The organism is Pseudomonas sp. GL_117, assembly GCF_057835125.1.
The window spans coordinates 5143467-5156666 of sequence record NZ_CM174418.1; the positions used below are offsets into that span (position 1 = coordinate 5143467).

Consider the following 13200-nt stretch of genomic DNA (forward strand, 5'->3'; position numbering starts at 1 on the left):
GCGTCACCTCTGAGCGGGTCGCCCCTCCGAACTGCTGTCAAAGTGCTATACCGTTGTTCTCAGCAGAGAACTCCAGGGTCACATTTTGCGCAGTCATCCCCATATGGAACCGGAGCGGGCCTTGAATACGGGTGCCCTGACGGCCCGCGAACAAGCGGTATTGCGATTGATCAGCATGGGCATGGATTGCCAGGCGGTAGCCCTGCACCTGGCCATCAGCCCACTCACCGCGCGTAAACACCGCAGCAATATCCTGGCGAAAACCGGGCTCAAGTCTGCGGTTCAACTCGCCACCTTTGCCGTCGAATGGGAATTCCACCCCGGCCGTCGGCGGCTGGCCCTTGCACCACCGTTGACACGCCGTGAACGGGAAATTGCCGAATACATCGCCGCCGGGCAAACCAGCAAGCAAATTGCAAAAAACCTGGGCATCAGTGACCTCACCGTGCGCAAACACCGGGAAAACCTCTACCGTAAACTCGGCATCCAGCGCATGGCGCAACTGGTCCTCTACTGCCTGCAACACCCGCTCTAGACCGCCATGCCCGCGTAAAACCTACGCCATCGGCAGTATTGCGCTGCACGCGGCTGGGCTCCAATGTTGTGATTCATCCCCTTTGCAAGGAACATCGGGCAAGCGACACAGCAACCTTCAGCACCGCCCTTTTTGTGACGCACTATCCCGATCTATCACGGAGACAAGGAATGTCACGTCAAAAAACCCTGCGTGCCGGGCCACAGACCTTTGCCCCGCACGCCTCGCCAGCAACGCCTGTGCTTGAACTGTCGCAGCTTGAACAAGAGCGCCGACGCATTTCCCACGAGCTGCACGACCAACCGCTGCAAACCCTGGCATGGGCGCAACTGCGCCTGGCGGAGTTGAATCGCCACGAGGGCAGCGCCCATATCCGACCGATGATCGAGGACATACGGCGCCTGATTCGTGACGTGAGCCAACAACTGCGCCACGTGATCGACGGCCTCGTGCGCCCCCCCGCGGGCGGCTTGCGCCTGGATGATGCGCTGCGTACCAGCGTGCGCGAAATGCACCAGCGCTTCACCGGTTCGCCATCGATTCTGCTCAACCTTCAGGGGCCACGCCTGCCGCTTGCGCCACCGCTGATGGCCGCCGTGTTGCGTGCCGTCCATGAGTTGCTGGCCAACCTGCGCAAACACAGCGAGGCGAGCCAGGCGTTCCTGAGTTCTTCGTGCCTTCAGCGCTGCGTTGAAGTGGTGCTGGCCGATTGTGGCCGTGGCTTTGACCCGACGCTGATAGACCCCTCCCGCGGCTTGGCGAGCATCCGCCAACGCCTGGAAGCGGTCGGTGCCAGGCTAATGATCGACTCGCGCCCTGGCTTTGGCACATGTGCCCGTGTGGTGATCCCAATGGCCCCTGCACACCACCGGCGTTTCAGGGTACCTGCGCCGTGAGCGGCGCCCCATTGCGGGTGCTGCTGGTTGACGATCACCAACTGTTTCGCCAGGGCCTGGCCGCCTTGCTCGCCGCCGAGGCGGACATGCACGTCGTCGGCCAGGCAGAAAATGGCCTGCAGGCGTTGTCGCAGATTGACCTGCTGCGCCCCGAGTTGGTGGTGCTGGATATGGAGATGCCGCTGCTCAACGGTATCGACACGTTGCTTCGCGCCCGCCAGGCCTACCCCGCCGTGCGTTGTCTGTGCGTTTCCGCCCATGGTGAACTGCGCAAGATTGCCCTGGCGCTGGAGTCGGGGGCCTGCGGTTACCTGCTCAAGGACTGCGCCGCCGAAGAACTGCTCAAGGCCTTGCGCAGTGTGGCCGGCGGGCGCATCTACCTGTCACCGGAGGTGGCCACCGAGATGGTCGCCCATCAACACCCCAGCCAACGCACCGGGGTCGCCGGAGCCCCCTTGAGCCCGCGCGAAAAACAGATCCTGCAGTTGCTGGTGGAAGGCTGCACCACGCGGGCGATTGCCGAACGCATGCACATCAGCAGCAAGACCGTGAGCACCCACCGCGAGCACATCATGAGCAAGCTCAACGTCAAAGGCATCGCCCAATTGACCCGTTATGCGCTGCGCGAAGGCCTGGTCTGACGGCGGGCATCGGTACTTGTACCGATCCGAAAATCAGTATTGCGGAACACGTAAATCAGCATCCGGCACAGTGCCTCGAACGCCCGCGATGACGAATATGGCCTCCGGCTATCAGTGCCCTTCACCTTTTGCATTGATGGCCTTCGGAGACCGCGGCGGTTGCCCGGTGCTCGGTTTACTCAACCGATTTGGAGCTTAATGTCATGGCTAACGTTGATACGCTGGACCTGTGGGCAAAATGGATGGGGGCTGTACAAAATCAAGCACTGAGCGGTGGGCTGGGCGGCGGTCAGCGCTTCAGCGCGGGTTCCACCACGCTGAACGTCGACCTGGGCAACGTCGACCCGACGATCGTCAATTACTACATCCACGGCCTGGGCGATGTGGTGCCCGCCAACAGCCCGTCGTACTCGCCGGCCGGCGGCCTGCTGACCAGCTACGCGGTGTTTCTGGACTGCATCGACCTGGGCGCGATCCCCAACCCGAACCTGGCCAGCCAGGTGAACCTTGCCACGTCGGCGTTGAACACCGCGCAAACCGCGTTCAACAACGTCACCACCCAGGCGATCCAGCAGTACGTCAACTACAAAGCCATCAACTCTCCACCGTTTGTGCCGTTCTCGACGTGGGTCGTACAAAGCTACCCAAGCTACGTCACCGCCAACAACAATCTGCTTGGCGCCGCCAACGCCCTCGATTCGTTGATGGTGCAGGCGTATGGCGCCGGGTATGTGCCGTTGCAGCAAGCACGCAGCAAGGTCGGGATCAACGGTGCGCAGAGCCTCACCGCGCAAAACCCGTTCAACATGGCCGTGACCTCCGGGTCGATCGCAGCGCCGGGTTCACAGCCGGTGGTCGTCGGTGGCACCACTCCACCACCGGCCAGTGCGTTGGTATCGTCCTTTGCTCCGTCCTACACCCTGCAAGGATTTGCCACCGCGTATGCCGCCTGGCAAGCCGCCAGCGTCGCCGGGCAGGTCGGGGCCTCGATTTCGGTCAGCTCCAGCACCGCCAGTTACAGTTTCAGCCAATCCGGCTGGAGTGCTTCGGCGAATGCCAGCCTGTTCGGCGATTTTTTCAACTTCACCGCCAGCGGTTCCGCCAGTGGCCAGAAAACCAGCATCGACACCTCAAGCAGCGACTTCTCGCTGACCGTCGACTTCACTGGTCTGGGCAGCTTTATCATCGCTCCGGGCGCCTGGTGGGATAACGGTTCGCTGGTGAACACCTTCCAGAACAAACTCAAACCGGGCTCGCCGGCCTTCTTCGGCGAAAACGGCTCCCTGGCGGCCGTGCCGACGCAACTGGTGGTCGGCTTTGAGCCAACGGTGAAACTGAAAATGAAGGCCAGCGACTACAGCAACGTGAAAAGCAGCTGGCAATCCCAGGCCACCGCGTCCATCGGCATCGGCCCGTTCCGCATCGGGTCGGCGACTACGTCCGCCTATGGCAGCAAACAAGACATCCGTTGGGATGACGCCTCGGCCACCGTGACCATCGGTCCGATCCACAGCAGCCTGCCGATTCTGTTGGGTGTGGTCAGCCAACAACTGGGCCAATGACAGCCCGGCCGGGAGCCTTCGCGGCTCCCGGCCTCATGGCACAGGAGTATCGCGCGTGGCAGACCCAACGCTTTGGCAGCTATACGACCAAACCTTGGCCAACCTGGCCCAAGTAGCACCCGGCGAAGTGTTTTCGATTACCGCGCTCAACACCTACACCGACCTGGGTAGCCCGATTCCGGCCATATGCAACGCCAGCATCTACCAGTTGGGCAATGGCATTCCCGTGCCCACGGGGACTTATTCGATCCACAGCGGGGTGTTCACCGCTTACTGGATTTACCTCAGCTACTTGCTGGAAGCCGCACAACCGGTATCTCTGGCGAACGTAAACGCCAGCCCGGTCGACTTTGATCGGTATCGGCAACTGGTGAGCACCTCGACGCCGCCCAATCCCTTGCAGGCCCAACAACTGAACAGCACACCGCTGTCCCAGACCCATCAACACCTGATGGCGACGCTGGGGCCGAGCGTCCCCGAGATTTGCGCGGCACTCAATCAATGCTGGCTGGCCATGCAGCTGGAGAAGGTCGCGACCAACATGTGGGTGCAACTGGCGGCGGGCGCTCCTCAGTACCTGTATCCCGGCTATGCCCTGGAAAACTGGAGCGCCACGTTTGCACAGTGGCAAGCACGCGTTGCCCCCGTGGCAGTGCTCGATGCCGTCAGCGTCAACGTGCCGGAAAGCGCGCCTGCCTTTATCCAAGTGGATACCGCCAGCCTCGCCGCCCTGGAAGACACCACGACGCTGAGCCTGAGCGTGTCGATGCAGGCCTTCGGCACCTTCAGCCTGAGCCCCGCCGCGTGGCTCGACCCGAGCTTCTTCGACGCCACCCGTTACCCACTGCCCGCTGGCGCACCGCCCTTTCTGGCGCTCGACGGCCCGCTTGGCCTGCTGCCGCTCAAGGCAGTGCTGGGCTTTCGCCCGTGCCTGAAACTGCGCGCCAGCACCCTGCAATCGGCCCAGCAATTGGCCAGCAATGTGAGCCGTATCGGCCCGTTCTCGGTGCAGGCCGGCGCGGTGACGAGTGCGGGCTCGGACCAGTTCGATATTGAGCTTGATTCCACCGACATCGACATACCGGTGTTGCTCGGGGTGATCAGCATCCCAAGCGCCACGGGTCATTAAGCGCTGTACCGCCATCCACTCAGGGAGAACCCAACCATGGCCAGCTATTGCCAGGAAAAATTCACGCAAGACGGAACCATGACCGAACTGAAAGTCTGCTGGCGCCAGGACAAGCACGTCCATGACGCGACGCTGATCACCACCATCGCCATCTGGCTGGGCACCACCCAGGGCGGCACGTGGACGGTGCGGGCCAACAGTTATGAAAGCAACAAGCAAAGCTGCTCGGTGGGAGCGGTCACCTACCCCTAGGCCGCTGCGCGGGGAGCCCGGCGGCTCCCCGTTTTCAGCCCATCAATAACGTGCATCGGCGGGCTTGCCGCCATTGGGCCAATCCTTGACCTTGTCCGGGAAGTCCGGGCGCGGTTGCCCCGAGAAATACGCCGCGACATCCACCGCGTCCTGGTCGGACAAACCACCCTGCCCCAGCGGAAATTTCTCGTGAAAGCCTATCGGCATGTTGCGTTTGACGAATGCCGCCGCCGTATAGGTGCGGGCCATGCCGGCGCCGATATTGAACGATTGCTCGCCCCACAGCGGCGGGTAGATCAGTTCGCCGTCGGCGCGCGCCAGGCCCTGGCCGTTGTCGCCATGGCACACCGCACATTGCTTGGCGTAGACCGCTTGACCATTGACCAGGTCCGGCTTGATCGCCGGGTCGACCTTGCCCACGCCGCGCCCGGCGACTTTGTCTGCGGGGCGGGTGTTGTTTTTCATCCAGTCGAAGTAGGCGACCATCGCTTGCATATCCGCCGATTGCGGCGGCAATGGCTTGCCGTTCATCGAGCGACGGAAACAGCCGTTGATGCGTTCTTCCAGGCTCACCACCTTGCCCGCACGCGGTGCGTAGCTGGGGAAGAATGCCGACACGCCGACAAAGGGCGAACCGTCCGCCACGGTACCGGCGTTGAGATGGCAACTGGTGCAATTGAGCGCGTTGCCGACGTTGTCCGGCAACAATGCCTTGGTTTGCAGATGCAGGCGCATGCCACGCACCACTTGGTCGGCGTTGGGCGCGGCGAGCAGATCGGCCAGGCGCGGGGTTTCAAATGCCGTTGAATCGGTGGTCACCGGGTTGAGCTGGTCACGCAGCGTTTTGACCTGCGCCGCGCTGACGGGCGTGCCCCCATTGCCCCAGCTCGTGCGCACAAAGCTGAGGATCTCGGCGATTTCCTGATCGGCCAGGCGGGCGAAGCCGGGCATGGTGTAGACCCGTGGGTGAGCGGCCGTTTGCGCGGTTTCCCAACCCGTCAGGGTGATGTGCAGCAGTGACGTCGGGTTGCTGGAGGCAATGCCCGGATTGCCCGCCAGCGGCGGGAACAGGCCTTTGACACCGGCGCCGTCGCTGCGATGGCAGTCGCTGCAGAACTGCATGTAACCCAGGCCGCCACGGCTGGTGAACAGGTCCGCCGGCGGCGCAGCGGGTGCCTGGGCCACGGACGGCATTGGCAAATCGTCTTTGCCCGGTGGCAGGGACTTGAGGTAGCGGGCGATGGCCGTGAGGTCGTCATCGCTGAAATGCTGGGTGCTGTGGTGGATCACATCGGCCATGTTGCCGGCGACCGTGGCGAAGCGGTTTTGCCCGGTCTTGAGCAATTGCACGGTGTCTTCCACGGTCCACAGGTTGCGCAGGCTCAGGGCGCGCCAATGCTCTACGGTTTCGCCAGCCAGGTAATGCTGGCCACTGCGGCCTTCATCACTCAGGGCTTTTTCCTGGAAGGCGATGCCACGCGGCGTGTGGCACGAACCGCAATGGCCCAGGCCCTGGACGAGGTAGGCGCCGCGGTTGAGCTGTGCATCCCGCGCCGGGTCCGGCTGGAAGGGCCGCTTGTCGAGAAAGGCGAAATTCCACAGCGCCAGGCCCCAGCGCTGGTTGAACGGGAAACCCATGTCGGCTTCACGGTTGGCTCGCTGCACAGGCGCTACGTCTTGCATCAGGTAGGCGTACAAGGCGCGCATATCGTCTTCGCTCATCTTGGCGTAGGACGGATATGGCATCGCCGGGTACAGGTTCATACCGCTGGGCGTGACACCTTCGCGCATGACCCGGTCGAATTGCTCGTAGGTGTAGTTGCCGATGCCGGTGTCACGGTCGGGCGTGATATTGCTGGAAAAGATCGTGCCCATCGGCGTGCTCAGCTCCAGCCCGCCCGCCATCACTTGGCCTTGCTTGGCGGTGTGGCAAGCGATGCAGTCGCCCAGTTGCGCGACGTACTTGCCATGCTCGATCAGTGGGGTGTCGGGGGCGCTGGCGTGCAGGGGAAGCGCCACGCTCAGCGTCGCCCCCAGCATGGCCAGGCGTGCAAGAGAAAGCGCCATCGTGTTAGTCCTTTAATCACCTGGCGTGGGGAGGCCCCCTTGGCGCAGGTCAGTGGTCGTTTTTATAGGTTCATCAGGCAGGGTTGTTGTAACGGATATGCGGGCAGGGGGTTTTGATATGGGTCAGGAGCAATGTGCTGCCTTGACCTGATCCCCCCACGCCTTGAAAATGCGCGACGCTTTTTTGTCTCCCGTTTACTGAAGTAGTGAAATTTCAATGTCTGATTCCCACCACGAAGAATCCGTAGTCGCCTTGCAATCCAAAGCGGAATACGAAAACGCCATCAATCTTTCACAGCATGTGCCAGCGGCCAAGATCATCAGCGAAATGGTGCTGGACGCGTTTCACACCTCCAAGGAAAGCGATCAGATCCGCGAACTGCGCGTGGCGATCCGCCAGGCCCACGACGCTTTCGACGATGACAAGGCCTACGACCTGATGGGCCAGCTCAAGCAACTCAAGGACGCCGAGGCCGCCGATAACATCGCCCTGGAAGACCTGAGCAGCAAGTTCTCCATCAGCCGCATCCTGTCCAGCTTCAAGGACGACCCCGAGTTCCAGGAGCTGGTCTACGGCCTGGCGTTGAAGGTGCTGAACCAGAGCCACCAGGCCATCAGCAACCCAAGCGCCGGCAAGAGCAAGGCCTCGCGCCCGAAGAAAGAAGCCGAAGTGTTTGTGATCAGCAAGGATGGGATCAGCGTCACCCTGCCATTGCGCACACCGCGCTCGAAGCTGAACGTTGACCGCGAGGCGTTTGAATTCCTGGGCTTCAGCTTTGTGGGTGAAGGGGATGAGGCTGAGCTGGAAGTGGAAAGCTTCGTGGACAACACCGGCGCTGAGCAACCGCTGAGCCGCAAGAGTGTGATCACCGCGTTGCAGCAGCAGCGTGCGTTTGACGGTTACAGCATCGTCCAGCAATAACACCTCGCCAGCGACACCGCCGAACTGAATGTGGGAGCAGGCCCGCTCCCACATCTGTTTCATACGGGGTCAGACAGCCCGCACATCCTGCGCCGCAAACGCCTCACGAAAGCGCTGCATATCCTGCTTGTTCCCCACCGTCACCCGCACCCACTGCGGCCAGTTCTTCCACACCCGCCCGATCAACACACCCTGCTCTGCCAGACGCTCGATAACCTGCTCGGCCGGCTGCTTCACGTCGATCATGAAGCAGTTGCTCTGGGACACCGTGCAGGTAAACCCACGCCCCTTCAACCATGCCACGGTCTCGTCGCGCAGTTGTGCGTTGAGCGCCTTGCGCTGGGGCAGTAGCTTGATGTCTTCCAGGCTGGCCTTGGCGCCGAGCAACGCCGAACCGGCCGGGACGTTGTCGCCGCCGAACACCGCCAGTTGTTCCAGCAACTTCGGGTGACCCACCGCCAGGCCGACGCGGGCACCGGCCATGCCGTAGATTTTCGAGAAGGTGCGCAGCACCAGCAGGTCATCGTGTTCCTTGACCCAACTGATCACGCTGGGAGCGTCGGAAAAGTCGATGTAAGCCTCGTCCACCACCAGCACGCTGCCCTTGGGTTTGTTCGCCAGTGCGTGGCGGATCGCCTCGGTGGGGGTCATGGTGCCGGTGGGGTTGTTGGGGTTGCACAGGTAGAGCATGCCGGCCTGGGGGTCGGCGGCGAGCATGGCGGGCACGTCGTGGGCGTGTTCGGCGTTGAGGTCGACCTCTTTCACCGGCGCCTTGCGCGATTCGGCCGCCTGGCGCGGGACTTCATAGGACGGCGTGGCCATCACCAGCCCGCGGGTTTCACTGGTAAACGCCAGGACCGCAAACCGCAGCGCGGCCATGGAGCCGGAAAACACCGCCACCTGGTCCTCGGCAAGCCCTTGCTGCTGGGCGAACAGCCCGGCCAGTGCGTACATGTGGCCGTAGGGGTACAACCCGGCGCTGGCGATGCCGCGCTGCATCGCCTCACGCGCAACGCCCGAGGGGCCGTAGGGGCTTTCGTTGTAGTTGAGCCGCACCTTGTCAGACTTTGCCGGCTTCGGGGCCGCTACCGCCCAGTCCAGACGCCCCAACAGCGGCAGGGCTGCGCCCACGGCGAGAAGGGACCGACGACTAACGCTGACCATGTGACAACTCCTTGTAAGGCGGGGGATGGATTCGCACAGCTCGTACTTGAGGGTAAGACGAGAAAAGCCTGGTCCGATTTAACCGCCCGCCCAAGAAAAAGCCCCGCGCTTCTCTCGAAGGCGGGGCTCTTTCACTGCGCGACCACTCAGTGAGCGTAGGTCAGCAGAAGCTCTTTCGGCACTTGGAAATCCAGGGACATCATCACGCTGAGCGCGGTGATGGTGAAGATCGAGAACACGAACAACTTGCGCGCCCAGACGGTGTCATCCACCGCCTTGTAGCCGGTCCAGGCCATGTACAACCAGTACATGCCCATGGCGGCGGCGACGGCAAGGTAGCTCATGCCGGCATAGCCACTGAAGGTCAACATCAAGGTCGCCACGAGGAAGGCCAGGATGTAGAGCAGGATGTGTTTCTTGGCCACCTGGATGCCACGCTTGACCGGCAGAACCGGAATCGACGCAGCCAGGTAGTCATTGAAGCGGAAAATCGCAATGGCGTAGGAGTGCGGCATCTGCCACAGGCTGAACATCACCAGTAGCGTCAGCGCGGCCATGTCGAAGCTATTGGTCACAGCCACATAACCAATCACCGGCGGCATCGCCCCCGACAGACTGCCCACCAGCGTGCCGTGCACCGACTTGCGCTTGAGGTACAGGCTGTAGAGGCCGACGTAGATGACAAACCCGATCACGGCAAACAGCGCCGCCAGCGGGTTGGCCACCTTGTACAACAACGCCACACCGGCAACACCGAGGACGGTCGCATAGACCAGTGCCAGCTTCAGGGAGATGAGGCCCTGGACCAGCACGCGATTCTTGGTGCGCTCCATCTTGATGTCGATGTCACGGTCGATGCAGTTGTTGAACACGCAACCGGAAGCCACCACCAGGGACGTACCGATCATCGCAGCCAGGAAGATGGCCAGATCGACATGTCCCTTGGAGGCCAGGAAGAAACCGCCCGCCACAGAAAGCACGTTACCGAAAATGATCCCCGGTTTGGTGATTTGGATAAAGTGCTTAAGCGACATCGGGTCTTACCTCACTTCGCCATCATGTAGGTGTGGATGCTGAACATGATCCACAGCGACAGACCAACCAGCAGAACGATCACCAGGCCTGCGAACACGAACGCAATCACGTTCTCACGCTGGGCCTCGGAACGGTCCAGGTGCAGGAAGTACACCAGGTGAACCAGAACCTGGATTACCGCGAATGCCAACACGATCATCAAGGTGATCGATTTCGGCAGGGTCGGGTACATCACCAGGCCGAACGGGATCAGGGTCAGGATGACCGACAGGATGAAGCCGATAGCGTACGACTTGACGCTGCCGTGGCTTGCATCGTGGCTGTCATGGGAGTGTGCATTAGCCATTACAGAGTCCCCATCAGGTAGACAACGGTGAATACGCAGATCCAGACCACGTCCAGGAAGTGCCAGAACAGGCTCAGGCAGCTCAGGCGAGTCTTGTTGGTGTTGGTCAGGCCGTGTTTATTGACCTGATACATCATCACCGCCATCCACAGCAGGCCGGCGGATACGTGCAGACCGTGGGTGCCTACCAGCGTGAAGAACGCGGACAGGAAGCCGGAACGGTGCGGGCCGTAACCTTCGGAGATCAGCAGGTGGAACTCGTTGATCTCCATGCCGATGAAGCCCAGGCCGAACAGGAAGGTCAGTGCCAACCAGCTCAGTACGCCTTTCTTGTTGCCCTTGTAGAAGGCCAACATGGCGAAGCCGTAGGTGATCGAACTGAACAACAGCAAGGCGGTTTCGCCGAGCACGTAGGGCAGTTCGAAGATGTCGTGGCCCGACGGGCCACCGGCAGTGTTGTTTACCAGTACCGCGTACACCGCGAAGATCGACGCAAACAAGATGCAGTCGGTCATCAGGTAGAGCCAGAAACCGAAAACGGTCATCGGCCCCGAGTCGTGGTGATGGTCATCGTGCCCATGGTCATCGACATGGGCGTGTCCAGCATTGGTCACTAAGTTCGACATGGTTTAAGCCTGTTCCAACGAGGTTTCAACACGGTTGGCCGGGATCTTCTTCTCGGCTACCAGGCGAGCGTGCTGCTCGGCTTCGATGCGTTCGATCTCTTCGACCGGCACCATGTAGCCTTGATCGTCACGGGCTGCGTGAACGATGAAGTAACCGATAGTGCCAACCAGGCTCACGATTGCCAGCCACCAGATGTGCCAGATCATCGCGAAACCGAACACGGTCAACAGCGCACCCATCACCACGCCAGTGGCGGTGTTGCTTGGCATGTGGATCGGTTCATATTTGGCCGGTTTCTGGTACGCAGTACCGTCTTCCTTGGCTTCGGTGAACGCATCAATGGTGTTCGCAGTCGGGATCACGGCGAAGTTGTAGAACGGTGGTGGCGACGAAGTCGACCATTCCAGGGTGTGGCCATTCCATGGGTCGCCGGACTCGCACATGTTCTGCTTGCGATCACGGATACTCACGTACAGCTGGATCAGCTGGCAGGCGATACCCACAGCGATCATCACCGCACCGAACATGGCGACGTACAGGTACGGCACCCACTCAGGGTTGGTAGTGGCGTTCAGACGACGGGTCATGCCCATGAAGCCCAGCGCGTAGAGCGGCATGAACGCGACGAAGAAGCCCGAGATCCAGAACCAGAATGCAGCCTTGCCCCAGCCTTCGTGCAGCTTGAAGCCGAACGCTTTCGGGAAGTAGAAGCTGAAGCCAGCGATGTAACCGAATACCGCACCACCGATGATCACGTTATGGAAGTGCGCGATCACGAACAGGCTGTTGTGCAGGACGAAGTCAGCACCCGGGATGGCCAGCAGTACGCCAGTCATGCCGCCGATGGCGAAGGTCACCATGAAGCCCAGGGTCCACAGGACCTGGCTGGTCATGCGCAGACGACCGTGGTAGATGGTGAACAGCCAGTTGAATAGCTTCACCCCCGTCGGGATGGAAATCAGCATCGTCGCCAGGCCGAAGAAGGCGTTGACGCTGGCCCCCGAACCCATGGTGAAGAAGTGGTGCAGCCAAACCATGAAGCCCAGTACAGAGATTGCGCCCGATGCGTAAACCATCGAGTGGTGACCGAACAGGCGCTTGCCGGTAAAGGTCGAGATCACTTCGGAGAAGATACCGAACGCTGGCAGGATCAGGATGTACACCTCAGGGTGACCCCATGCCCAGAACAGGTTCACGTACATCATTGGATTGCCACCAAGTTCATTGGTGAAAATGTGGAAATCCAGGTAACGGTCAAGCGACAGCAGCGCCATGGTGGCGGCCAGGATCGGGAACGAAGCCACGATCAGGACGTTGGCCCAGGTGCAGGTCCAGGTGAAGATCGGCATGTCCATCAGTTTCATGCCAGGGGCGCGCATTTTCAGCACGGTGGCCAGGAAGTTGACCCCCGTCAGCGTCGTCCCGAGTCCTGATAACTGTAGGGCCCAGATGTAGTAGTCCACACCCACGCCAGGGCTGTACTGAATGCCCGACAGCGGCGGATACGCAACCCAACCGGTCTTGGCGAATTCGCCGACGCCCAGGGATACGTTGATCAGCACCACGCCGGAAACCAGCAGCCAGAAGCTCAGGGAGTTCAGGAACGGGTAGGCAACGTCACGCGCGCCGATCTGCAGCGGCACTGCAAGGTTCATCAGGCCGGTGAAGAATGGCATCGCCATGAAGATGATCATGATCACACCGTGGGCGGTGAAGATCTGGTCATAGTGTTCAGGTGGCAGGTAGCCAGGCGAACCCTCGGTGGCCATGGCCAACTGGGTACGCATCATGATGGCGTCGGCAAAACCACGCAGCAGCATGACCATGGCCACGATGATGTACATGACGCCGATTTTCTTGTGGTCAACCGAAGTCAGCCACTCGGTCCACAGGTAGGTCCACTTCTTGAAATAAGTGATTGCCGCGAACAGCGCCAGACCACCCAGCGCGATCATGGCGATGGTAATCATCACAATCGGCTCGTGGAACGGGATCGCATCCCAACTTAATTTACCAAACATCGT

At 61.1% G+C, this 13200-nt stretch carries 13 protein-coding genes; 7 read left to right on the top strand and 6 right to left on the bottom strand.

Annotation, left to right across the window (positions count from 1 at the left end; all coding sequences use genetic code 11):
* Positions 1-121: 121 nt before the first annotated feature.
* The 6 genes from AC3ISR_RS23465 (at position 122) to AC3ISR_RS23490 (ending at position 5015) form a co-directional block, all read left to right on the top strand.
* Complete coding sequence (locus AC3ISR_RS23465) at positions 122-535, top strand: helix-turn-helix transcriptional regulator (protein WP_192300571.1); 414 nt, start codon at positions 122-124, stop codon at positions 533-535.
* Positions 536-705: 170 nt separating this feature from the next.
* Positions 706-1431, top strand: a complete 726-nt coding sequence (locus AC3ISR_RS23470; RefSeq protein ID WP_463984435.1) for a sensor histidine kinase — start codon at positions 706-708, stop codon at positions 1429-1431.
* Complete coding sequence (locus tag AC3ISR_RS23475; RefSeq protein ID WP_318652611.1) at positions 1428-2072, top strand: response regulator transcription factor; 645 nt, start codon at positions 1428-1430, stop codon at positions 2070-2072. Before AC3ISR_RS23470 ends, AC3ISR_RS23475 begins: the two co-directional genes overlap by 4 nt.
* A 203-nt stretch (positions 2073-2275) precedes the next feature.
* Positions 2276-3634, top strand: a complete 1359-nt coding sequence (locus tag AC3ISR_RS23480; RefSeq protein ID WP_192300574.1) for a hypothetical protein — start codon at positions 2276-2278, stop codon at positions 3632-3634.
* A gap of 55 nt (positions 3635-3689) precedes the next feature.
* Positions 3690-4763 carry a hypothetical protein gene (locus AC3ISR_RS23485; protein WP_463984436.1) on the top strand — a complete coding sequence of 358 codons (1074 nt, stop codon included), beginning with the start codon at positions 3690-3692 and terminating at the stop codon, positions 4761-4763.
* 78 nt (positions 4764-4841) lie between these two features.
* Positions 4842-5015: a hypothetical protein gene (locus AC3ISR_RS23490; RefSeq protein WP_225595684.1), complete on the top strand. Its 174-nt coding sequence runs from the start codon at positions 4842-4844 to the stop codon at positions 5013-5015.
* A gap of 42 nt (positions 5016-5057) precedes the next feature.
* Here the strand turns inward: AC3ISR_RS23490 and AC3ISR_RS23495 are convergent, their stop codons facing one another.
* Positions 5058-7082: a c-type cytochrome gene (locus AC3ISR_RS23495; RefSeq protein ID WP_463984437.1), complete on the bottom strand. Its 2025-nt coding sequence runs from the start codon at positions 7080-7082 to the stop codon at positions 5058-5060.
* 217 nt (positions 7083-7299) lie between these two features.
* Between AC3ISR_RS23495 and AC3ISR_RS23500 the strand changes: the two genes are divergently transcribed.
* Positions 7300-8004, top strand: coding sequence for a hypothetical protein (locus AC3ISR_RS23500; protein WP_192300578.1), 705 nt, complete (start codon positions 7300-7302; stop codon positions 8002-8004).
* 69 nt (positions 8005-8073) lie between these two features.
* On the opposite strand, the gene ptaA is transcribed toward AC3ISR_RS23500, so the two are convergent.
* The 5 genes from ptaA to cyoB all read right to left on the bottom strand — a co-directional run bounded on the left by ptaA (position 8074) and on the right by cyoB (position 13197).
* Entirely contained in the window at positions 8074-9168 is a 1095-nt protein-coding gene (ptaA, locus tag AC3ISR_RS23505) for a pyoverdine biosynthesis transaminase PtaA (RefSeq protein ID WP_463984438.1), read from the bottom strand.
* A 146-nt stretch (positions 9169-9314) separates the two neighbouring features.
* On the bottom strand, positions 9315-10202 hold the full coding sequence (gene cyoE / locus AC3ISR_RS23510; protein WP_034100500.1) for a heme o synthase: 888 nt from the start codon (positions 10200-10202) through the stop codon (positions 9315-9317).
* 11 nt (positions 10203-10213) lie between these two features.
* Complete coding sequence (gene cyoD / locus AC3ISR_RS23515) at positions 10214-10549, bottom strand: cytochrome o ubiquinol oxidase subunit IV (RefSeq protein ID WP_003176003.1); 336 nt, start codon at positions 10547-10549, stop codon at positions 10214-10216.
* Positions 10549-11175: a cytochrome o ubiquinol oxidase subunit III gene (locus AC3ISR_RS23520; protein WP_060754365.1), complete on the bottom strand. Its 627-nt coding sequence runs from the start codon at positions 11173-11175 to the stop codon at positions 10549-10551. Before AC3ISR_RS23520 ends, cyoD begins: the two co-directional genes overlap by 1 nt.
* Before the next feature lie 3 nt (positions 11176-11178).
* Positions 11179-13197 (bottom strand): cytochrome o ubiquinol oxidase subunit I, encoded by a 2019-nt coding sequence (gene cyoB, locus AC3ISR_RS23525; protein ID WP_192300580.1) that lies wholly within the window; start codon positions 13195-13197, stop codon positions 11179-11181.
* Between the last annotated feature and the right edge of the window lie 3 nt (positions 13198-13200).

Excerpts from the sequence above, each read along its gene's own strand:
- AC3ISR_RS23470 (WP_463984435.1), top strand. The coding sequence starts at position 706 with ATGTCACGTCAAAAAACCCTGCGTGCCGGGCCACAGACCTTTGCCCCG.
- AC3ISR_RS23490 (WP_225595684.1), top strand. The coding sequence starts at position 4,842 with ATGACCGAACTGAAAGTCTGCTGGCGCCAGGACAAGCACGTCCATGAC.
- AC3ISR_RS23500 (WP_192300578.1), top strand. The coding sequence starts at position 7,300 with ATGTCTGATTCCCACCACGAAGAATCCGTAGTCGCCTTGCAATCCAAA.
- AC3ISR_RS23520 (WP_060754365.1), bottom strand. The coding sequence starts at position 11,175 with ATGTCGAACTTAGTGACCAATGCTGGACACGCCCATGTCGATGACCAT.
- cyoB (WP_192300580.1), bottom strand. The coding sequence starts at position 13,197 with ATGTTTGGTAAATTAAGTTGGGATGCGATCCCGTTCCACGAGCCGATT.
- cyoE (WP_034100500.1), bottom strand. The coding sequence starts at position 10,202 with ATGTCGCTTAAGCACTTTATCCAAATCACCAAACCGGGGATCATTTTC.
- ptaA (WP_463984438.1), bottom strand. The coding sequence starts at position 9,168 with ATGGTCAGCGTTAGTCGTCGGTCCCTTCTCGCCGTGGGCGCAGCCCTG.
- cyoD (WP_003176003.1), bottom strand. The coding sequence starts at position 10,549 with ATGGCTAATGCACACTCCCATGACAGCCACGATGCAAGCCACGGCAGC.
- AC3ISR_RS23480 (WP_192300574.1), top strand. The coding sequence starts at position 2,276 with ATGGCTAACGTTGATACGCTGGACCTGTGGGCAAAATGGATGGGGGCT.
- AC3ISR_RS23495 (WP_463984437.1), bottom strand. The coding sequence starts at position 7,082 with ATGGCGCTTTCTCTTGCACGCCTGGCCATGCTGGGGGCGACGCTGAGC.